The organism is Segetibacter koreensis DSM 18137 (genome assembly GCF_000374045.1).
In the GTDB taxonomy this organism is placed as follows: Bacteria; Bacteroidota; Bacteroidia; order Chitinophagales; family Chitinophagaceae; genus Segetibacter; species Segetibacter koreensis.
Window position 1 is genome coordinate 57,917 of record NZ_KB893319.1, and the last position, 22,650, is coordinate 80,566.

The following is a 22,650-nucleotide window of genomic DNA, read 5'->3' on the forward strand; positions in this document are numbered from 1 at the left end:
TTCTATCCGTTTGAGAAAATATATATTTTTCGCATATTTGTACTGTAAAGATTTATAAGAAGTGGTTAAAGAAATCGCATGTAAAATGGCTAAAATGAATATTGTTACTAACGTTTGGAAATACACTTAAAAAGCGAAAAATTCTTTTTTGGAATAGATTTACTGGCGATGTGCTAAAAGCCACTTTTTTCTGATATTAATCATACAAGACTCTTCTTCAAATCATAATAACCATGCTTTCAGCTGTATAGCTTTAGCTAAACAATCATCTGAAAAAAATTATGAAAAAAGTTCTTTTTGTATGCGATGGAAAAAACTTTTCGACAGGAGCTTTTGATTTTATTAAATCGCTCAATGAAACAGAGAAAATATTACTGACAGGTATTATTTTTCTATCGATAGATTACCGGATTCTTATACCAACCTCCATTTATCCTGACTTTGCCCCATTAGCAAGCCTGGTAGAGGATGAAAACGAAAATGTAGAAAACACCATAAAAGTCTTTAAAGAAGATTGTGTAAAAAACGGCATAGAATATAGACTGCATGAGGCTGGCCAATCGTGGAATGTAATTGACCTCGTAAAAGAATCCCGGTTTTCAGATTTATTGGTTATTAGTGAAGAAATGTTTTTTAAAAACTGGGGCGGCGAACAACCAAACCATTTTATGCGCCAGGTAATGCATTACGCAGAGTGCCCGGTGATGGTTATTCCTGAAAACTATATACCTATCGAAAAAATAATGATTGCTTATGATGGGAAACGACAATCTTTATTTGCCTTAAAATTGTTTTCCCTGCTTTTTCCAGCCTTTTCAAATCTTCAGACAACCATTATATATATTAAAAATGAGGAGAACGAAAATATTCCTGATATTGAATATCTTGAAGAATATACTTCCCGTCACTTCCCAAATCTGAACATTGAAAAACTTCATGCTTCAGCCTCTAAAAATTTAAGCGACAGCATACAGTTGGGTAAGGATACGTTATTAGTAACAGGTGCTTTCAGTCGCTCTGCTTTGTCTAACTTACTAAAGGAGAGTTTTGTCGAGAAAACAATAGAACGACATAGTGTTCCTGTATTTATTGCACATTCATCTTAATTGCTTTTTGTTAAAAAAAAGAATGAGAACAATAATATTTTTATTAAAAACAAAATGGATAAAACTACCTAATGCGTGCCCTTAAAAGCGGGATGAAATTGTTGCAAAGTACTCCTGAGAAAATCCCGGTCGAGATGGGTGTATATTTCCGTTGTGGTGATGCTTTCATGCCCCAGCATTTCCTGCACTGCACGCAGGTCTGCTCCGCCTTCTACAAGATGTGTTGCAAATGAGTGGCGAAAAGTATGCGGAGAGATATTTTTAGTGATAGATGCTTTTTTCGCTAAATCTTTAATAATGTAAAATATCATTATTCTCGATAATTGCCCGCCTCTTTTATTTACAAATAAAATGTCTTCACAGCCTTTTTTTAAAGGTACATGTACACGGATATTGTCTTTATACAATTTGATGTATTTAACCGCGTCCGCTCCAATTGGCACCAGTCTTTCTTTGTTTCCCTTACCTGTTACTCTTATAAAACCAACATCAAGATATAAGCAACTTATTTGCAGGTTTACAACCTCAGTTACACGAAGGCCGCAACTATACATCGTCTCAAGAATAGCTTTGTTTCGTCCGCCTTCAGGTTTGCTTTGATCAATCTGTCCTATAATTTTTTCAATTTCATCAAAGCTCAACACATCGGGCAGACTTCGTTTAAGCTTTGGTGCTTCCAGCAAAGAGGTAGGGTCTACCGTTACAATATTTTCTATAAGACAATATTTGTAAAATCCTTTCAGGCCAGAGATTGTTCTTGCCTGGGAGGATGCCGTCATACCAAGTTCGCTCACCCATTTTATAAATTGCTGCAGATTTTTCATTTCTACATCTGCCGGACTCTTTTTCTGTTCGGTTGCAATCAAAAAAGTGGTTAGCTTTTCAACATCACGCATGTAAGCCTCCACGGAATTGTCACTTAGCGATTTTTCGAGTTGCAGGTACGCCTTAAAGCCTTTCTTATACGATTCCCACATTTATCAAACGTTTAGCTGCAAGTTACTCTTTGAATTTGTCTGACAGGAGATTAGCCTACATTTTTCATCCTGTACAAATTTTATTTATGTATGGTCGCCTTTTGCTAAATGTTTTATTTACATATAAAAGATCAACCCTTACTTTTGTAAACCTTTTAAAAAAAAATCTAAACTAATAACGATGGCGGAAAAAATTAAAGTAGCCAATCCGGTTGTTGAATTGGATGGTGATGAGATGACACGAATTATCTGGAGATTTATCAAGGACAAACTAATTCTTCCATATTTAGATGTGGATATTAAATATTATGATCTTGGTATTCAGCACCGCGATGAAACCAATGACCAGGTTACTATAGACTCTGCAAATGCCATAAAACAATATGGTGTAGGCATTAAATGCGCTACCATTACTCCTGATGAGCAACGCGTAGAGGAATTTGGCCTGAAACAAATGTGGAAATCTCCCAATGGAACCATTCGTAACATTTTAGATGGTACTGTTTTTCGTGAGCCAATCGTTATGAGTAATGTACCCCGCCTTGTTCCTAACTGGACCGCGCCGATCTGTATTGGTCGTCATGCATTTGGCGATCAGTACCGTGCTACCGACTTTGTAACCAAAGGCAAAGGAAAACTGACAGTAAAGTTTGAAGGTGAAGACGGAAATGTACAGGAGTTTGAAGTGTACAATTTTAAAGGAGATGGCGTTGCATTGACCATGTACAATACCGATGAAAGCATTACAGGTTTTGCAAGAGCTTGTTTTAACCAATCGTTGATGAAAGGATGGCCTTTGTACTTATCTACGAAAAATACCATTCTTAAAAAATATGATGGCCGCTTTAAAGATATTTTTGAGAATATTTATCAAACCGAATTTAAAGCAAAATTTGATGCTGCCGGCCTTACTTACGAGCATCGCCTGATTGATGACATGGTTGCAAGCGCTTTGAAATGGCATGGCAATTTTGTATGGGCTTGTAAAAATTATGATGGAGACGTACAAAGTGATACAGTAGCACAAGGGTTTGGTTCATTAGGATTAATGACCTCTACTTTGGTTACTCCTGATGGTACTGTTATGGAAGCCGAAGCTGCGCATGGCACTGTAACCCGCCACTACCGCGAGCACCAAAAGGGTAAGCCAACTTCTACCAACCCGATAGCTTCTATTTTCGCATGGACAAGAGGTCTTGAGTTTCGTGGAAAATTAGATAATAACCAGGAACTGATTAATTTCTGTCATGCTTTGGAGCAGGTGTGTATAGAAACAGTTGAAAGCGGAAAAATGACCAAAGACCTTGCAATAACTATAAAACCAAAAGTTGAGCACGGCACAGATTATTTGTACACCGAAGAATTTTTAGATGCGTTAGATACGAATCTGAAAGCGAAGCTGGGTAAGTAAAAACCAAAACTAGATTTATAAGAAATGCCGGATGATTGTCCGGCATTTTTGATTTACAAGTGCTTTATCTGTTCTTTATCCGAAGTAAGAAAATTCCGTGTTTGGACAGTGTTATTGAAAAAGGAAAAAAGAAAAGTATTGACTTTTAGTTATTAAATTTTTTAGGAAAATATTGTGGAAGTCTTATATTTTCGTGTTGCCTGCAATTACTAAAAGAACATGGAAACAAATAGAATCAAGCGTCTTTATAAGTTCGCATCCTTAGATTCGGCAAAAAGAATAATTATAGGCGGTAAACTGAAATTTACAAAGCCGTTTGACTTTAATGATCCTTTCGATTGCAATATAGAAAGACTCACGTTTGATGTATCCAAAACTGATGAAGAGTTTAAGATATACGAGAAAAGAATACGAGAAAAAGCACGGGCCGAACATGGAGATAGAATAAAAGAGCTTAATTGGGCTGAACTTTATAAAAGAGTTCAAATTGGAAAAATCAAGAGATCAAAGATTTGTTCGTTCTCTACGATCAATGATCATCCATTATTATGGTCACACTATGGCGATAAGCATTTAGGCGCTTGCTTAATTTTCGATAATACTGTAGCTATAGGAGAAAGATTTAAAGATGAGAAGAAGTTTAAACTTGGTATAGAAGGGTTAGTTGAATATAAAAAATTTAAGAAAGTTAATTTTTGCGAGAGCCGTATAAATGCACTTGCTCACCTTTTTTGTGTGAAAGGCAGGGATTGGGAATATGAGAAGGAATACCGGATGATAACATTTGATTTGGATAATGAGTATATTGACTTTGAGCCCAATTTTTTAAAAGGAATCATTTTTGGTATGAAGGTTACAAATCGAGAAATTGAAGCATTCAAAAAAGATGTGGCTAGTGTCTCCAATGCAATGGAATTTAAGGTTGCTGTTAAGAAAGATGAGTCTCTCAAAATTATTAATTGGGATTGCCCAGGCGAACTATTTTCTAAGGAAACAAGGGTTATAGGTTTAAGTACTGATCCATTAATTAAAGGACTATTTGAAAGACTAGGTAGCGAATAACTGTCGAGTAGAGGGAACTGTTACTTGTAGGTAGCATGGAACACCTCTCATACCACTGTACTTACGGCCTCGTACAGCGTTTCATTAAGTAGTGGCGATACGTTAATGTAGAGTCGGGCACTGTTTCATATCCTCGTTTCTTTAGTCTTTGCAGGGTAACAGTTGTTGCCAGTATCAGGCTTTGTGTACCCGCTGTCATCCCATTCTTGTTCTGCTGCATGCATAAGAACGGCGCGTGGTCTACACCTAAGCGTACAACATTTTCCCTTTGCGTTCAGGTTTCTTCCAGTCGTACCAAATGCATTAGTGCTGCCTGTTGCTTACCCAACTGGTCGACGTCTTTAAGTTTGCCTGTTATACTTGCCATTACGAAGTAATTAAGCTATCCTCTGCCAACCTCTTTTAGTTTGGCGGCAAGGCTTAATTTACTTTGTGGTTCAAAGTGCTTTTTATATTTTTAGGTCGCCAATAATTTTTAAAACTTAAATTATTCTCAAAATGGAAGCAAAAACATTTGCCACTGTTACCTCCATATCAATGGTATTAGCCATTACGGTAGCAGTACTCAGCATTATTGGTGTTGCAATCACTGGTCTTTATCCGGGGATTATTGTGTTATTGTTAGTGGCTCTGATTCCAATTGCTTCTAAGTTTTACGCCAAAAAAATTATTAGCAAGTCCAATGATTTTCAGAGAAATTATTACACAACACTCACAATTATTAATTTGCTATTAATTCTAGTCGTGTTATGGATGACATTTGTAATTGTGCATGACCGTGTTCTTCATGACTGTTGTTGATTTTTATCCAGGCGTCACATTAACAATTGTAAATCGCAAACTGTAAGCCACCCAAAGTTCGGCAATTCAAAAGTTGGCGCAACCAGCCCTAAACAATGTCTCAAATGACCATCATAACAATTATGTTTGATGACTACTTTTGAAAACCAAAATCAATTGTATGCATATGATAGCGTCAAAATCGCCTTTTGTTTCAAATTTCGCTCAAATCGGGTGGGTAGTAAAAGATATTACAGCTGCGCAAACGTTTTTTAGAGAAGCAATGGGCATAGATAATTTTAGTAAAGCAGAGATCATTCGTTTAGAAGAATTTGAATCGACATATTATGGAGAGCCATGTGATGGTGAAAGCCTCGTTTCGATGGCTTACTCGGGTGGCACATTCATCGAACTAATTCAGCCCCTTTCAGGAAGCAGTATTTTTCAGGATTATCTTGATAAAAATCCTGCCGGCGGTGTGCATCATGTCGCTTATAGCATACCCGTTGCTAATCTTGACAAAGTCATTTCCGAAATGGCAAATAAAGGACTCCCAATAATAACGAGCGTTAATCACCCGATTGCCAATATTGTTTTCTTCGACACAACTAAAGACCTGGGCGTTTTTACGGAAGTAATGGGTATTACAGAAGCCGGTGAAAAGGCAGTTCAGAAAATGAAGAGCTAAGCAATGTAAAACTGTAAGGTAGTACAATACATAAAAGCCTTGATGAAGAGGATATTAATATTTTATAAAAATAAACAAAAGCAAATTTCAAGGATACTGATAATCTATAAATTAACTTCGATGGCTACTCCTGAGCCTGTTCGCTACACAGAAACAACTTTTAAGAATTAAAAAAGAGTAAGTTCAGAACTTAGCGTGGAAAGTGATTACTTTACCAAATTAATACCGATTAACAGTTCGAATAAATGACGCCACCAACAGACAGACAAATTTTCGAGGGAGAAATTGCTACCTATTGGCTCGATGATGATGGCATTCTTATTTCGCTATCTAAAAGTCCAAGGCGAACGGTTGGCAACATAACAGAAAACATTGCATTGGTAAGACAGATCACTAACAACAAAAAAGTCCCTTTATTAATTTATTTAAGCAATTCTCCAGTCCCTGATAAAGAGACACGAAGGTTTGTGACAAAAGAATTACCAAACGTATATACCGCAATGGCAATGGTTTCAAAACCCGGGCTTGCAAGTATAATAATGAATGTACTTTTTAAATTGAAACAGCCGCCAATACCAATGAAAAACTTTACAGATGACAAACAAGCGAAAGAGTGGCTAAAACAGTATTTGTAAAACGGTAATTGAACAAACGATCCATGACAGACGAAGTAAATCAACAATTCCCTAAGAGTTATCTTGACATTAATGAGGCAACTAAAGCATCAGGTTTTACAATGGCGTCAGATGTTTTAACGTGCTCTCTACTTCGCACACTTGCTGCTTCTAAACCCTCGGGCAAATTTCTTGAATTGGGTACCGGAACCGGTCTTTCTACAGCCTGGATTCTTGATGGAATGGATAATAATTCAACACTGATTTCAATTGATAATGACCCTGTTTTTCTTGAAATTGCTGAGCAGTTCCTTGGAAATGACGAGCGATTAAACTTAGTCACTTCCGACGGAGGTGAATGGATCAACAAGAATAAGCATCAAAAGTTTAATTATATTTTTGCAGATACCTGGCATGGAAAATATCTTCTGTTAAATGAAACATTATCGATGTTACATAAAGGCGGTCTTTATATTATTGACGATATGCTACCTCAACCTAACTGGCCCGAAGGACATGATCAAAAAGCAATTGACCTGGTTAAAAGTTTAGAAGCTAATGAAAATGTATTGCTAACAAAGCAAGCGTGGGCTACCGGAATAATTGTGGCCGTTAAAAAGTAAAAGGTTTTCAAAAATCAATTATAAAAAAAGGAGCTGAAAATGATTGATAAAGACAATGTAAAGTCTTTGCATTTACTTTGGTAGAGCAATAAATAAGATTCATTCAATTATATTTATTATTCCTTTAAATTTTAATCTAAATGAATACTATTGAAGTTACAACTCCGCCAGTTCCAAGTTCCATCGTTCCCTGGTTATCAATAAGGGATAGTGTAAAAGCAGTTGATTTTTATAAGTCTGCCTTTGGAGCAATAGAGGTGTATCGCCTCGAAGCGCCTGATGGAGATCTTATCGTAAGACTTTCTGTTGACGGTGCAGAGTTTTGGCTAAGCAGCGGAGCTTCTGACAACCCGAGCTTAGGTCCGGAAAATCTTGGAGGTGGTTCAGTCCGAATGATTTTAACAGTATCAGATCCTGATGCGTTCTTTGCAAAGGCATTACAAGCCGGGGCGTCTCAAATCTTTCCAGTAAGTGAAGAGCATGGCTGGAGAACGGGTCGCCTTGTTGATCCTTTCGGTCTTCATTGGGAAATTGCCCGTCCTCTCGCCGCCTAGTACACATTAATACGCTCGTGCAAACAACACCCTCTCCTTAGAAGGCTTACCTGTAAGTATACATTTTCCTTCTTCCTGCTCATTACTCAAAGGAATACAACGAATTGTTGCTTTTGTAAGTTCTTTTATTTTGTCTTCCGTTTCACCTGTTCCATCCCAGTGAGCGGAGATAAAGCCTGTTTTTTCATCAAGCAGCTTTACAAATTCATCCCAATTTTCCGCTTTTGTGATATGTTCCTGGTGATAAGTGTTTGCCTTGTCATAAATGCTTTGCTGTATTTCATCCAGCAGGTTTGTAATACTTTGAGTGAGGCCTTCAATTGGATAACTTTTTTTCTCCTTTGTGTCACGTCTTGCAACTTCTACCACATTATTTTGAATATCTCTTGCTCCTATTCCAATTCTTACAGGCACGCCTTTCATTTCGTACTCTGCAAACTTCCACCCTGGCCTTGCGTTTTCACTATCATCATACTTTACCTTTATTCCTGCCTGTTTCAGTTCTTTTACCAAAGTGCCCACCTTTTCATCTATCATTTTCTTTTGCTCTTCTCCCTTAAATATTGGTACAATTACAACCTGTATTGGCGAAAGTTTGGGAGGAAGAACCAATCCATCATCATCGCTGTGAGCCATTACCAGGGCGCCTATCAGTCTTGTACTGACGCCCCAGCTTGTGGCCCAAACATAGTCAAGCTTATTTTCTTTATCACTAAATTTTACATCGAATGCTTTTGCAAAGTTTTGCCCCAAAAAATGAGAAGTTCCGGCCTGCAAAGCTTTACCATCCTGCATCAATGCCTCAATGCAATAAGTATCAACTGCGCCCGCAAAACGTTCGTTAGCGCTCTTTACGCCTTTTACGACAGGCATTGCCATATAACTTTCTGCAAAGTCTGCGTAGACTTCCAGCATTTGGCGGGTTTCTGCAACTGCTTCATCTGCTGTAGCATGAGCGGTATGTCCTTCCTGCCATAAAAACTCGGCTGTACGTAAAAATAAACGGGTGCGCATTTCCCACCTTACTACATTAGCCCACTGATTTATAAGCAAAGGCAGATCGCGGTAACTTTGTATCCAGCTTTTATAGGTGTTCCAGATAATAGCCTCACTGGTGGGCCTTATTACCAGTTCTTCTTCAAGTTTGCTTTCAGGATCTACCATTAAAGCACCTTTTTTTTCCGGGTTTACTTTAAGGCGATAGTGCGTTACCACGGCACATTCTTTTGCAAATCCCTCTGCATTTTCTTCTTCTTTCTCAAATAGACTTTTAGGAACAAATAATGGGAAATAAGCATTCTGATGGCCGGTATCCTTAAACATTTTATCGAGCACGTCACGCATGTTTTCCCATAGAGCAAAACCGTAAGGTTTTATAACCATACACCCACGAACTGCGCTGTAATCTGCAAGTCCGCTTTTAATGATAAGGTCATTATACCATTGAGAATAATCTGCACTGCGTGAAGTGATTTCTTTGCTCATAATAGAATTTTTTTCTTACCTTAATCATTGCGTTAATGTTATAAAACAATTGGCAAAATCTTTGACAATATATTAATCAAACAGATTGTGGTAAGCGGCGCAAAAGTAATAACTTCGAATTAGATAAAACTTTTTAACCCTTGTAATATGAAATACAAAATTTTACTTTATGGTTTGATAGCTGCCCTTGTTACAGGTTGCTCATCTGCCTATAAAGCAACCCAGACTCCCGATGATGTCTATTTTTCACCGGCAAGAGCTGAAAGAAGCGTAGCAAAGCAGGATAAATATGAAGACTACTTAAGTTCACAGGATGATCAATATCTCCGAATGAAAGTAAGAGACAGAAACAGGTGGTCTCCTATTGACGATTATGAATATTGGAATGACAGCCGTTATATGCCTTCTTATTCTTTTGATTATTACAGAAGCAACTGGAACAATTTTTACGTCTGGAACAATCCATATGCGTGGAATAACTGGGCGAGTCCTTTTTATTACAACCCGATGTTTTCACTTGGTTATAATTACTATGGAGGATATTCTCCTCTTGGTTTTGGGTACATTCCTTACAGCAATATCTATATTTCTAAATATCCTTTAAAAATGTCTTCTAATGTAAGCAGGCCGTCACTGAGAGGTTATAGCAACCGGAACTATAATAATTATAACTCAAACTATAACAGGCAAGGTCTTGGTAATTCAATTAAAAGGGTGTTTACTCCTAACGAAAACACCAATTATAGTAACAGAAACATTAATACCAATAATAACAATAACACTTACCGTGCTCCCGAAAGAAGTTATACGCCTTCTTCATCTGGCAGTTCTTCAGGTGGTGCACGTCCAAGCGGAGGAGTTTCACGTCCTCCCCGTTAATAAATATTTTTTAGGATTTTACAAATGCAAAAAAACAAAAACCGTATTCACAGAATGCGGTTTTTATTAACCATATAATTATGAAAAAGTTTCTACTTTCTGCGGCGGCGACCATTGGTTTTTTTGCCTCTATGGCACAGTTGCCGGAAGATGTTTTAAGATATAGTTACTTTCCTCAACATGGTAGTGCACGAAACATGGCAATTGGAGGAGCAATGGGATCTTTAGGCGGAGATATAAATGCGCTGTATGTAAACCCTGCCGGCCTGGGTCTTTATAAAACAAGAGAATTAGTTTTAAGCCCTGGATTTTTGTTTAATAATAATAAGGCAAATTTTCGTGGTACTGATACTAAATCAAATAAATCAGCTTTTGACCTAGGAACAAGCGGTATAGTGATTGGCTTTAACAGCCGTAACAGTAAGTGGACAAACCAGGCATTTAGTTTTGGAATAAGCCAGACAGCTAATTTTAATAATTTTGTTTCTTACAAAGGCAGTAACAATCTAAGCAGCTACACAGAACAATTTACCGAAGAATTAAGAAACAGCGGTTTAAGCCTTGATGAAGCATTAAATAACCCCGGCTTTGCCTACGGAACTGCTCCGGCCATATATACTTATCTTATAGACACTTTTCCCAACGGAAATGGCGGTTATAATATAAAAGGGCTTCCGGAGTTTTTGCTTGAAAAAAACATTTCGTTAGACCAGCAAAAAACCATCGATACCAAAGGAGGCATTTATGAATTGGCCTTGGGCTATGCCGCCAATATGGATGACAGACTTTACCTTGGTGGTAGCCTTGGCATACCTATTGTCAATTATTCCCGCTTTACCAAATACCGGGAATCTGACCCCTCCGGTGATCCAAACAATAACTTCGATTATTTCGAATACAATGATTATCTTACAACCAAAGGTTTTGGAGTTAATGGTAAACTGGGGCTTATTTTTAAGCCGCAGGAATATATACGGTTAGGCCTGGCAGTACATACACCAACATTTTATACATTAACTGATAGGCAAACTACCGACCTAACGTCAGCCACTGAAAATTATACTTCGCAGCCTGTAAGAAAAGTCAGTTCTACCCAATTTACAGATGGAGAGCAGGGCAAAACTTTATATACCGCCACTACTCCCTGGAAGGCGATCTTTAGCGGTTCGTACGTTATAAGAGAAGTAAATGATATACGCAGGCAAAGAGGCTTTATTACCGCAGATATAGAATATGTCGGTTATCCTGGTTCTAACTTTAAAGCAGACGGCCAGAATGTGACAAGCGCCGATCAACAGTATTACGAAGATTTAAAGGGTATTATTAAAGAATCCTATAAAAGTGCTTTTAACTACAGGTTAGGAGGCGAGTTAAAATTTAATACTGTCATGTTTAGGCTCGGCGGAGCTTATTATTCAAATCCATACAAAGACAAATCGTTAAACTCACATCTTGCCCAGGTAAGCGGTGGCATTGGTTATCGTAACCATGGTATGTTTATCGATCTTACTTATATTCATAATTTAAATAAAGACGTCAACTTTCCTTACCGGTTAACCGATAAGCCAAATACTTATGCAATGCAGCAAAATACACGCGGCAATGTAGTGATGACAGTTGGATTTAAATTATAGCACTAACATTATAATAAATACAAAAAAACCCTTCTTAATGCCTGTTCTTTTAAACTAAAAGAACAGGCATTTTTTATTTTTACAACAAGAGGAAAGATATTGCTGACAACAAGAAACAAATTTGATAAATATGGAAATGGATAATTACTTCATAAAACGTTGTGAGACCTTAAGTAAACAAGCTGCTCTAAAAGGAAATCAACCTGTAGGTGCTTTAATAACAAGAAATGATGAAATTTTAAGTGAGGCAGAGGAAGCAGCAACAACTAAAAATGATATTACTTGCCATGCAGAACTGGAAGCAATAAGACTGGCGGTACAGCAATTAAAAACAAATGATCTGTCAGATTGTGTTTTGTATTCCACTCATGAGCCTTGCATCATGTGTGCATATGCCATTAGGTATCATAAAATTAAAAAAGTAATTTATCAGAATAAAGCCAGCTACCTTGGAGGAGCTTCATCTTCAATGCCTCTTCTTACTACAAGCGAAGTTCCCCCACATTGGGGTCCTGCGCCTCTGGTTATTTATTTAGATGCAAATACCTGATTAAGCCGCTACAAGTGTTGCCATTATAGAGGAGATTAAGGTGATTTCTCTATTAATAAAATAATTGCTCCCTCTTTTTTTATTTGTGATATTTAAGCTATAAGTTGCAAAAACTATCAGGTAATTTGTTTTAGTAACCCGTTGTTTAATGTAGGTTTTAGCGGAATAACTTCTAACTTTTAAATTGTTTACATGAAAAGAAATTTTATTTTATTGCTTACGGCAGTTTTAGGACTGACCGCAACACAGGCTCAATCAGATGCGGTATCTTCCGCACCTATGGTTAAGATTTCAAATGGCACTCTTGAAGGCACAAATGAATCAGGCGTTCAATCGTTTAAAGGCATTCCCTTTGCCGCGCCACCTGTTGGAGATCTGCGCTGGAGAGAACCGCAGCCCGTAAAGAACTGGCAGGGAGTAAGGAAAGCAGATAAATTTGGTCCCAGGGCGATGCAAAGAGCAGTATTTGGAGACATGAATTTTAGATCTGACGGTGTTAGTGAAGATTGCCTGTATCTGAATGTTTGGACGCCGGCTAAATCTTTTAACGAAAAGCTACCGGTAATGGTTTATTTTTATGGAGGTGGATTTATTGCTGGTGATGGTTCGGAGCCCAGATATGATGGCGAAAGTTTGGCTCGTAGAGGTATTGTTACAGTTACTGTCAATTATCGTCTTACTGTTTTCGGATTTTTTGCCCATCCCGAGCTAACTAAAGAATCTACTCATCACTCATCGGGAAACTATGGATTACTTGATCAGAGCGCTGCTTTACGTTGGGTACAACAGAATATTTCGGCTTTTGGCGGCGATCCTAAGAGGGTGACTATAGCAGGAGAGTCAGCAGGTTCATTTTCTGTAAGTGCCCAGATGGCATCTCCACTTTCTAAAAACCTTATTGCTGGTGCTATCGGGGAAAGCGGTTCTTTACTTGGAACAAATCCCCCTGTTGCTCTATCTGAAGCAGAACAGGCAGGGGTTAAGTTTGGAAATAGCATAGGTGCTAACTCATTAGCTGCACTTCGTGCCATGTCTGCCGAGCAACTTCTCGAAGCTACAGCCAATCCTAATACACCACGTTTTTCTGTATCGGTCGACGGTTATTTCTTTCCAAAACCACCTGTAGAAATATTCACAAAAGGGGAACAGGCGCATGTGCCCTTACTAGTCGGTTGGAACTCGGAAGAAATGAATTACAGGGCGATTATGGGTCAGGATAAATTATCAAAAGAGACTTTCACATCGACTTTACAAAAGTTATACGGAGATCGTGCAACAGATGTCGCTAAGCTTTATTCCGGATCAACAGATGAGGAATTGGAAAAGGCCGCAACAGCTCTGTCAAGTGATAGATTTATTGGCTACAGCACGTGGAAATGGTCTGATTTGCAAAGTAAAACCGGAGGAAAGCCTGTTTATCGCTACTTATATGGTCGCCCCAGACCTGCAATGAGAGCAGAGATGGGTAATGCTGTTGCAGGACTGGCTGGAGGAGTAATTAAGGGTAATGACTCAACAGCAGTTAAAATGCCTGCTCCAAGTGGAGCAGTTCATTCTGCAGAAATTGAATACGCTTTAGGAAATCTTCCAACAAACAGAGTGTATGACTGGCAACCTGAAGATTTTAAGGTTTCAGAAATTATGGAAGCTTTTTTCGCTAATTTCATCAAAACAGGAAATCCTAATGGATTAGGTGTGCCGACGTGGCCTGCTATAACTGTCGGCAGTCCTGTAGAGGTAATGCATATAAACGTTGATACAAGGGTGCAACCCGATAAAAACAGGCAACGATACCTGTTGCTTGAGAAAATTGCACACAAATAAATAAAAATCTTTTTCTGGTTTTTACATGCATTTAAATAATTAGTAGTTTTTTGATGCGGTTAGCTAAAAGCGGCGGATAACTTTTCTATCCGCCGCTTTTATTTGGAACTTTTAAATAAGCTAATTCTTATCTTAGTTCAAATTAACTGCATGGCTTTTATTCACCGCAACCGTATCGGTATCATTTTAGCCTTTATTAAATTTTTATTGCCTTATATTTTGCAACATCCAATGTATGAGTTGCACAGAGATGAAATGTTATATATTCAGCAAGGCAACCATCTGGCCTGGGGATTTATGGAGGTACCTCCGATGCTTTCCGTATTTGCTAAACTTGCTTTATTCTTTGGAGGTAATTTCTTCTGGATAAAATTCTGGCCATCGCTTTTTGGGGCAATAAATGTTTTTATTGTTTGTACAATGGCAGCGGAGATGGGTGGAAAAGTTTTTGCTCAATTTATTGCTGGCTTAAGCTTAATTGCAGGTGCATACCTTCGGGTTCATTTTCTTTTTCAGCCCAACTTTTTAGAAATATTCTTCTGGACTTTAAGTGCTTACATTCTTATAAAATACATAAATACCGAGCAGGTAAAATATATTTATTACCTAAGTATTTCACTTGCACTTGGCTGGCTTAGTAAAAATTCAGTTGCTTTTTTTGCGGCAGGTGTCTTTGTTGGAATTATTTTGACAGAAAACAGGCAATTATTTTCATCAAAACATTTATACCTCGCTGCATTGGTTGCTTTATTAATTATAGCCCCTAACCTTATATGGCAGTACAATCACAAGTGGCCTCTCGTGCATCATATGAAAGAATTGAGAGAAACACAGTTAAGATTTATAAATCCCATTGATTTTTTGATCGACCAGGTATTGATGCACCTTCCTGTTTTTTTTGTTTGGAATGGCGGCTTAACCTGGCTTTTATCTTTTAAAGCCGGAAAATCCTATCGATTACTGGCATGGACCTATTTAAGCATCTTGTTTTTACTTATGGTTTCAAGCGGTAAAGATTATTATACTCTTGGTGCCTACCCAATGTTATTTGCAGCAGGAGGTGTTTGGTTAGAGGAAATAACTGCTGTTAAAAGATTTTGGTTTCGCTATGTTTCTATTGCGACTATAATCTTTTTATTTATTCCGCTTATCCCTCTGCTTCTTCCTGTGTGGAAACCGGAACAGCTGGCTGACTATTATAAAAAAACTGGATTTGACAAAACAGGTTTTTTACGGTGGGAAGATTTACAGGACCATCCTTTACCTCAGGATTTTGCTGATATGATAAGTTGGAGAGAATTAGCCGGTAAAGTGTCAAAGGCTTATAAACTACTTCCTGATTCTATAAAGAATAAAACGCTTATTTATTGTAGAAATTATGCTCTAGCTGGGGCTACAGCTTATTATGGAAAGTGCTTGCCTAAGGTAACAAGTGACAATGCCAGTTTTTTATTTTGGATGCCTGACAAGTATGATATAAAAGACCTTCTTTTTGTTGGAAAAAACATACCGAAGAAAAATGATCTTGTTTTTCAGCAATTTGAAAAATATACAGTCATCGATAGTGTTGACATTCCCTATGCACGTGAGAGTGGTGTGAAAATAATTTTATATGAAAACGGGAACAAACAGGTAAACAAAATGATTGAAGCAGGTATTAAAGAAAAGAAAGATGAATACAGGCGGTAAGACAATCCGTGCTAATTTTACACTTATCAATTATCGCTACTAATGAGTTTTGAAAATAAAAGACCACTGAGAGTTTTAGTGGCAAAAGTGGGCCTTGACGGGCATGACCGCGGTGCTAAAGTCATTGCAACTGCTTTACGTGATGCAGGTATGGAGGTGATCTATACGGGGCTGCGTCAGACTCCTGAAATGGTAGTAAATGCGGCGCTACAGGAAGATGTCGATGCTATAGGTATAAGCATTCTTAGTGGAGCGCATATGACTATTTTTCCAAAAGTGGCAAGACTGATGAAAGAAAAACAGATGGATGATGTATTGCTTACAGGAGGAGGCATTATACCTGAAGAAGACATAAAGGTATTAAATGAAATGGGTGTTGGAAAGTTGTTTCCGCCAGGCACTTCTACCAGTGAAATTGCTTTTTATATTCAGAACTGGGTAAAAGAGCATCGATCATTTTAGAGGGAATAGTATGTATTGAACGCTCATTGAAGCACTCTTCGTCTTTGACCTAGACGCAGTAAGTTCAATAGCAGGAACGCTATTTTTTTCATCTAATATTCAATACTTCTAACTTTCCACTACATAATCAAAATCCTGTCATATGTACCAAACTCTTCTTACTTCTTTAGAAAATCACATTTTTGCTATAACTATTAATCGTCCTGATAAGTTAAATGCTCTCAATCACTCAGTGATGCAGGAACTAAGCGAAGTATTTGATGAAGTACAAAAAAATGCGGCAATAAAGTCCGTGATCATTACGGGTGCAGGACCTAAATCGTTTGTAGCAGGTGCAGATATAAGCGAATTTCTGGAATTGTCAGTGGATGAGGCGAAAAGCCTTGCTCAAAAAGGGCATTCCGTTTTTAAGAAAATAGAAAATTGCCCTAAACCTGTAATTGCAGCTGTAAATGGTTTTGCCTTAGGTGGTGGAAACGAACTGGCGATGGCATGTCATTTCAGAATAGCAAGTGACAATGCAAAGTTTGCCCAGCCGGAAGTCAACTTGGGTATAATTCCCGGGTACGGCGGCACGCAAAGACTTGTTCAACTAATTGGGAAAGGGCGTGCTATAGAAATGATGATTTCTGCAAAAATGATTGATGCTAATACTGCGTTGGAGTACGGGCTGGTAAATTATGTAGTGCCACAGGAAGAATTATTAAATAAAGCGAAATCAATTTTAGCAGAAATAAACTCAAAAGCGCCGCTAGCTATTGCCAGGTGCATAGAAGCAGCCAACTCAGTTTTTGATGAAACAAGAAATGGCTATGAAATAGAAATCACTGCCTTCGGATATTGCTTTGGAACCGAGGATATGAAAGAAGGAATATCTGCTTTTTTAGAGAAGCGGAAAGCCAACTTTACAGGAAAATAAGTTCAACTATCCATTTGACTAAAGGAAATTATTATAAAATGCCCCAATTTTTTTAATTGATACATTTTCTACAAATGCTTTCTGAATTGCTTTATACTACCTTTGAAAGCCATTAATCATAAAAAATCGTCATATGGATTATAGAATAGAAAAGGATACAATGGGCGAGGTAAAAGTTCCTTCGCAAGTTTACTGGGGGGCACAAACCCAGCGCAGCATCGAAAACTTTAAGATAGCGCAGGATATAAACCGGATGCCTAAAGAAATAATAAAGGCTTTTGCTTACCTTAAAAAAGCTGCAGCTCTTACTAATTTAGAGGCCGGCGTTTTATCAAAAGAAAAAAGCGACCTAATTGGCCAGGTTTGTGATGAAATACTGGCAGGCAAGCTTGATGATCAATTTCCTTTAGTTGTTTGGCAGACAGGCAGTGGTACACAAAGCAATATGAATGTAAATGAAGTAATTGCTTACCGTGGGCACGTAATAAAAGGCGGACAGTTAACTGATAAAGAAAAATTTCTTCATCCTAATGACGATGTAAATAAATCGCAGTCATCCAATGACACTTTTCCCACGGCTATGCACATTGCTGCATATAGAATTCTCGCAGAAGTAACCATTCCGGGTATAAAAAAATTAAGAGATACACTTGCTGAAAAAAGCAAACAATTTATGCATGTGGTTAAGATAGGCCGCACCCATTTTATGGATGCAACGCCTCTTACACTTGGTCAGGAAATCAGTGGGTATGTGAGTCAGCTAGACCATGGCTTAAGGGCCATTAACAATAGTTTACCCCACCTGACAGAGCTTGCTCTTGGAGGAACAGCTGTCGGTACAGGGATTAACACGCCGAAGGGATATTCTGAAAATGTAGCAAAGCATATCGCACAGCTTACAGGGTTGCCTTTTATAACTGCTGAAAATAAATTTGAGGCACTTGCGGCCCATGATGGAATTGTAGAAGCTCATGGAGCGCTAAAAACTATTGCTGTTAGCCTCATGAAGATTGCCAATGATATACGCATGTTGTCTTCCGGCCCTCGTAGTGGTATTGGTGAAATTTTTATTCCTGACAACGAACCCGGTTCTTCTATTATGCCAGGTAAGGTTAATCCTACTCAGTGTGAGGCGTTAACGATGATATCGGCGCAGGTTTTGGGAAATGACGTTGCTATAAACGTAGGAGGAGCCATGGGTCATTTTGAATTAAATGTTTTCAAACCGGTCATGATTTTTAACTTTTTGCACAGTGCAAGGTTGATCGGTGACGGATGTGTAAGTTTTAATGATAAATGTGCAATAGGCATACAGGCTATTGAAGCAAATATTAAAAAACATGTAGATAACAGTTTAATGCTTGTTACAGCATTAAACACAAAAATTGGTTATTACAAAGCAGCAGAGATTGCACAAAAGGCTCATAAAGAAGGAACTACATTAAAAGAAATGGCGGTTAAGCTTGGTTATGTAACTCCGGAAGAGTTTGACCAATGGGTGATACCTGGAAATATGGTAGGAGAATTGAAATGACGGTGAGGAAGGATAATACCGCATTAGTTGTATTAGGTGTAGATATTCATCGTTAACAATTATACGTGACTTTATTAAAAATATATAACCGCTTCTTTCATCGAAGTGGTTTTTAATTAATTGTCCAAAATCATCTTATATCATTTCTATCATGATGCTGCAAATATTATCAGAACTTTTTTAAAATTTCTTCCTGGTATTACTAATAAAATAAAAACAGGCTGCCTCATTTTTTGAAACAGCCTGTTTTGCTTTAAGAGAGACTATATTACAAGGTTCTCTTTACTTCTTCTTCCTCAAATGCCTCAATTATATCACCAACTCTCAAATCATTGTAGTTTTTAATAGTGATACCGCACTCCATATTGTTAGCAACTTCTTTCACATCATCTTTAAAACGTTTAAGTGAACCTAATTCTGCACTTGCGCCTTCACCTTTAGGATATTCAACTATACCATCACGTATGATACGGACTTTTGAATTTCTAAATATTTTACCATCTAATACCAGGCATCCTGCAACAGTTGCTTTATCAAATTTATACACCTCTTTCACCTCGACATTTGCAGTTATCTTTTCCTGGTATTTAGGTTCAAGCATACCTTCCATTGCACTCTTCAGTTCATCAATGGCTGTGTAGATGATTGAATATAGCTTAATTTCCAGACCTTCATTCTCGGCTACCTTGGCAGCCTGGCTTGACGGCCGTACGTTAAATCCTATTAAGATAGCATCAGAAGCGGTAGCGAGGTTAACGTCACTTTCAGATATTTGTCCTACACCTTTGTGAACAACTCTTACAGCAATTTCTTCTGTAGATAATTTTTGCAGCGAGTCGCTCAACGCCTCTACAGATCCATCAACGTCACCTTTAATAATCAGGTTCAGCTCTTTGAAGTTACCAAGAGCCAGACGGCGGCCTATCTCATCAAGGGTAATATGTTTTCTTGCACGCAAACCTTGTTCACGTAAAATTTGAGAACGCTTTGTTGCAATATCTTTTGCCTCAGCCTCATCATGGTATACCCTGAATTTCTCACCGGCCTGCGGCGCACCATTTAAGCCGAGCACAAGGACAGGAGTAGACGGAGGAGCTTCTGTCAATCTTTGATTTCGCTCATTAAACATAGCTTTAATCTTACCATAATATTGTCCGCTTACCATAATGTCACCCTGGTGCAAAGTCCCGTTTTGAACCAGCAATGTTGCTACGTATCCACGTCCTTTGTCAAGAGAGGCTTCTACAATAGTTCCGCTTGCTTCACGCTCAGGATTTGCTTTTAAATCAAGTATTTCTGATTCAAGCAGGATCTTTTCAAGTAAGAGGTCAACATTCAAACCTTTTTTTGCACTGATTTCCTGGCTTTGATATTTACCACCCCAATCTTCTACAAGTATATTCATACCTGATAGCTGCTCATAGATTTTTTGAGGATTTGCTCCTTCTTTATCAATTTTGTTGATTGCAAAAATCATAGGAACATTTGCAGCTTGTGAGTGACTTATTGCCTCTCTTGTTTGCGGCATAACCGCATCGTCTGCAGCAACAACTATTACGGAAATGTCAGTAACTTTTGCACCTCTTGCACGCATAGCTGTAAATGCTTCGTGACCTGGTGTATCTAAAAAAGTCACCTTTTTACCTGTGGCAGTTTTTACTTCGTATGCTCCGATATGTTGGGTGATCCCTCCGGCTTCTCCCGCAACCACGTTGGCGTTACGAATATAATCGAGCAATGAAGTTTTACCATGGTCAACGTGTCCCATAATGGTAACAATCGGAGCTCTTGATTGCTGCAGGTTTTCATCATCGTCCTCTTCTTCTTCCTCTTCCATTTCTGCCTGGGCCTCCATGTCTATAAATTCAACATCAAAACCAAATTCACCTGCAACAAGTTCTATCACTTCTGCATCCAATCGCTGATTTATAGAAACCATAATACCAAGCCCCATACATTTACCAATGACTTCAGCAAAACTTACATCCATCAGGTTAGCTAATTCGCTTACACTGATAAATTCGGTTACTAATAGCTTGTTATCTTCTCCTTCATGACCTGCCTGGTCTGCAACTCCATCTCTTTTTGCCTTGCGGTATTTAGCCTTCAAGCTTTTGCCGCGTCCTGATCCACCGGCTAGTTTAGCCTGTGTTTCGCGAATTTTATCCTGAATTTCTTTTTGATCTATTTCTTTATCTTCTCTTCGTTTTTCAGAAGATCGAGGACCAAATCTGTTGCCCGCGCCATGTTGTTGTGATGGGTGTGCAGGCCGGTTACCTTGTCCGGATCCTGGTGCCTGACCAGGCCGATTGAATCCACCACCTGCGCCTTGGGTCCCTGCAGGACGGTTGAAGCTTCCTGGACCACCACCCTGGGCGCGTTGTTGCGCCCCAGGTAATTCTGAAGACCTTGGACCAAAACGGTTATTCGGCCCTGTTCCAACTGGGGGTTGTCCCTGGAACTGACCAGGAACAGAGCGCTGCTGTTGTTGAATGCCCTCTCTGTTTGGCTGTTCTGCGCCTTTGCGATCAACCGGTATACGTTTACGCTTACGCTTTTCCTGGATGCTTTGCTTAGGACGCGTGTCAGATTCAACAGGTAATTGGATCTTACCTAAGATTTTAGGCCCTTCAATTTTATCAGCTTTTATATTTGATAATACTGGAGCATTCTCAAAAGATGCAGCCGGAGCCAACGGTTGAGGCTGAGCCTGCGGTTGAATTGGCTGTTGGGGCTGTACCTGTTGTACCGATACCGGGGGTTTAACAAAAGGTGCTACAGGATGCGCTTGCGGTTGTGTTGCCGGCTGCTGACCAGTTTGCTCTTTTGCAACTGGTTCAGTTAACGGTTTTTTTGGCTCTATCGGTTTCTTTACACCTTTTTTTGGACGTGTAGAAGAGTCTATTGAAGAAAGGTCGATTTTAGTAATAACCTTTGGACCTTCTATTTCCGGAGCTTCAATTTTAAGTGCAACACGTTGTTCCTCCTTAACTGTCTCTTGTTTAGGAGCCTCTATATTTTTACTTTCTTCAGCTATTACAGGTATAACAGGAGGTTCTGTTGTAACTGGACCCGGCGCAATTGGTTCGGCGGCCTGTATAACAGGTTCTTCCTCGGCTTCATTTGCGATTGGCTGCTCCTGTAATGGTGCCGGCTGAACTTTAATTTCCGGTTCTGCAGGTTGCTGTATCTCCGGCTCGTGCACTTCTTGCACAGGCTGTTGCTGTGGCTCTGCAACAGGTTCGGGTATTTTTGTTTCTGCAACCGGCTGTGGAACAGGTTCTGGTGCCGGTTGAGGAGCGGCAACGGGTTTTGGTATATCCCTTTTATTGAAGAGAATTTCTTCTTCGTCACGTTTTTTACGACCTTCCTGCTGAACTCCTTTTGGAATCTCAACCAGGTCAGCTTTATTTTTGGCTACCTTGTCGCCTTGAAACTGGTGCTGAAGTGAGCGGTACATATCTTCGCTCAGCTTTGCCGTAGGTTTCAAATCGTCACGGTTAAAACCTTTCGCTACCAAAAAATCTACAATGGTATCCTGACCAACATTAAACTCTTTGGCTGCTGCTAATAATCTCGGTAATTTAAGTTCTAACATTCAATATTTTTATTTGTCGATAGGCATCATTTCTTGCAATGTTGCCCGAAAGTAATCCTAAGTTTCATCCAAAAGCTATATTTTTTATAGGGCTTTTCTTGTTATGGATTTTACTTTTTGTTCCCGTTTTCGTGGTTAGCAGAAACTTTATTTATAGACTAACAACTTTATTCATCAAACACAGTAAATGTAACCTTTAAAGATTAGATTTAATTACAAAGCTCTTAAATAAAGATTTTTTTATATTAAAAACTTTTCAAG

The 22,650-nt window shown here is 38.6% G+C and carries 19 protein-coding genes; 16 read left to right on the plus strand and 3 right to left on the minus strand.

Features of this window, described 5'->3' with window-relative positions; translation table 11 throughout:
• Nucleotides 1-281: 281 nt before the first annotated feature.
• Complete coding sequence (locus B154_RS0107300; RefSeq protein ID WP_018612992.1) at nucleotides 282-1,106, plus strand: adenine nucleotide alpha hydrolase family protein; 825 nt, start codon at nucleotides 282-284, stop codon at nucleotides 1,104-1,106.
• A gap of 68 nt (nucleotides 1,107-1,174) precedes the next feature.
• On the opposite strand, the gene xerD is transcribed toward B154_RS0107300, so the two are convergent.
• Nucleotides 1,175-2,083 carry a site-specific tyrosine recombinase XerD gene (gene xerD / locus B154_RS0107305; RefSeq protein ID WP_018612994.1) on the minus strand — a complete coding sequence of 303 codons (909 nt, stop codon included), beginning with the start codon at nucleotides 2,081-2,083 and terminating at the stop codon, nucleotides 1,175-1,177.
• 181 nt (nucleotides 2,084-2,264) lie between these two features.
• On the opposite strand from xerD, the gene B154_RS0107310 reads away from it, so the two are divergent.
• The 7 genes from B154_RS0107310 (at nucleotide 2,265) to B154_RS0107350 (ending at nucleotide 7,815) form a co-directional block, all read left to right on the plus strand.
• The gene (locus B154_RS0107310) at nucleotides 2,265-3,494 is read left to right on the plus strand and encodes an NADP-dependent isocitrate dehydrogenase (protein WP_018612995.1); all 1,230 of its coding nucleotides are present in this window, start codon (nucleotides 2,265-2,267) and stop codon (nucleotides 3,492-3,494) included.
• Between the two features lie 219 nt (nucleotides 3,495-3,713).
• Entirely contained in the window at nucleotides 3,714-4,556 is an 843-nt protein-coding gene (locus B154_RS0107315; protein WP_018612997.1) for a DUF2971 domain-containing protein, read from the plus strand.
• Between the two features lie 498 nt (nucleotides 4,557-5,054).
• Entirely contained in the window at nucleotides 5,055-5,357 is a 303-nt protein-coding gene (locus B154_RS0107330) for a hypothetical protein (RefSeq protein WP_018613001.1), read from the plus strand.
• 160 nt (nucleotides 5,358-5,517) lie between these two features.
• Nucleotides 5,518-6,024, plus strand: a complete 507-nt coding sequence (locus B154_RS0107335; RefSeq protein WP_018613003.1) for a VOC family protein — start codon at nucleotides 5,518-5,520, stop codon at nucleotides 6,022-6,024.
• Between the two features lie 245 nt (nucleotides 6,025-6,269).
• A complete protein-coding gene (locus tag B154_RS0107340; protein ID WP_018613005.1) occupies nucleotides 6,270-6,659 on the plus strand; it encodes a DUF7793 family protein in 390 nt (129 codons plus the stop codon).
• Nucleotides 6,660-6,682: 23 nt separating this feature from the next.
• Entirely contained in the window at nucleotides 6,683-7,261 is a 579-nt protein-coding gene (locus tag B154_RS0107345; RefSeq protein WP_018613007.1) for an O-methyltransferase, read from the plus strand.
• 140 nt (nucleotides 7,262-7,401) lie between these two features.
• The gene (locus tag B154_RS0107350) at nucleotides 7,402-7,815 is read left to right on the plus strand and encodes a VOC family protein (protein ID WP_018613009.1); all 414 of its coding nucleotides are present in this window, start codon (nucleotides 7,402-7,404) and stop codon (nucleotides 7,813-7,815) included.
• Between the two features lie 6 nt (nucleotides 7,816-7,821).
• Here B154_RS0107350 and proS read toward each other — a convergent pair whose 3' ends face one another.
• The gene (gene proS, locus B154_RS0107355; RefSeq protein ID WP_018613011.1) at nucleotides 7,822-9,300 is read right to left on the minus strand and encodes a proline--tRNA ligase; all 1,479 of its coding nucleotides are present in this window, start codon (nucleotides 9,298-9,300) and stop codon (nucleotides 7,822-7,824) included.
• Nucleotides 9,301-9,447: 147 nt separating this feature from the next.
• Between proS and B154_RS0107360 the strand changes: the two genes are divergently transcribed.
• From B154_RS0107360 to fumC, 8 genes are all read left to right on the plus strand, one after another.
• Nucleotides 9,448-10,179, plus strand: a complete 732-nt coding sequence (locus B154_RS0107360) for a hypothetical protein (RefSeq protein ID WP_018613013.1) — start codon at nucleotides 9,448-9,450, stop codon at nucleotides 10,177-10,179.
• A gap of 80 nt (nucleotides 10,180-10,259) precedes the next feature.
• Nucleotides 10,260-11,813, plus strand: a complete 1,554-nt coding sequence (locus B154_RS0107365; RefSeq protein WP_018613015.1) for an OmpP1/FadL family transporter — start codon at nucleotides 10,260-10,262, stop codon at nucleotides 11,811-11,813.
• A gap of 136 nt (nucleotides 11,814-11,949) precedes the next feature.
• Nucleotides 11,950-12,363 carry a nucleoside deaminase gene (locus tag B154_RS27900; protein ID WP_169337650.1) on the plus strand — a complete coding sequence of 138 codons (414 nt, stop codon included), beginning with the start codon at nucleotides 11,950-11,952 and terminating at the stop codon, nucleotides 12,361-12,363.
• 192 nt (nucleotides 12,364-12,555) lie between these two features.
• Entirely contained in the window at nucleotides 12,556-14,187 is a 1,632-nt protein-coding gene (locus B154_RS0107375; protein ID WP_018613019.1) for a carboxylesterase/lipase family protein, read from the plus strand.
• A gap of 150 nt (nucleotides 14,188-14,337) precedes the next feature.
• Nucleotides 14,338-15,876: a glycosyltransferase family 39 protein gene (locus B154_RS0107380; RefSeq protein WP_018613021.1), complete on the plus strand. Its 1,539-nt coding sequence runs from the start codon at nucleotides 14,338-14,340 to the stop codon at nucleotides 15,874-15,876.
• A 42-nt stretch (nucleotides 15,877-15,918) separates the two neighbouring features.
• Nucleotides 15,919-16,338 (plus strand): cobalamin B12-binding domain-containing protein, encoded by a 420-nt coding sequence (locus B154_RS0107385; protein ID WP_018613023.1) that lies wholly within the window; start codon nucleotides 15,919-15,921, stop codon nucleotides 16,336-16,338.
• 142 nt (nucleotides 16,339-16,480) lie between these two features.
• A complete protein-coding gene (locus B154_RS0107390; protein WP_018613025.1) occupies nucleotides 16,481-17,257 on the plus strand; it encodes an enoyl-CoA hydratase/isomerase family protein in 777 nt (258 codons plus the stop codon).
• Nucleotides 17,258-17,390: 133 nt separating this feature from the next.
• Complete coding sequence (gene fumC, locus B154_RS0107395) at nucleotides 17,391-18,791, plus strand: class II fumarate hydratase (RefSeq protein WP_018613027.1); 1,401 nt, start codon at nucleotides 17,391-17,393, stop codon at nucleotides 18,789-18,791.
• 268 nt (nucleotides 18,792-19,059) lie between these two features.
• Here the strand turns inward: fumC and infB are convergent, their stop codons facing one another.
• On the minus strand, nucleotides 19,060-22,389 hold the full coding sequence (gene infB / locus B154_RS0107405) for a translation initiation factor IF-2 (protein ID WP_018613029.1): 3,330 nt from the start codon (nucleotides 22,387-22,389) through the stop codon (nucleotides 19,060-19,062).
• Nucleotides 22,390-22,650 lie beyond the last annotated feature (261 nt).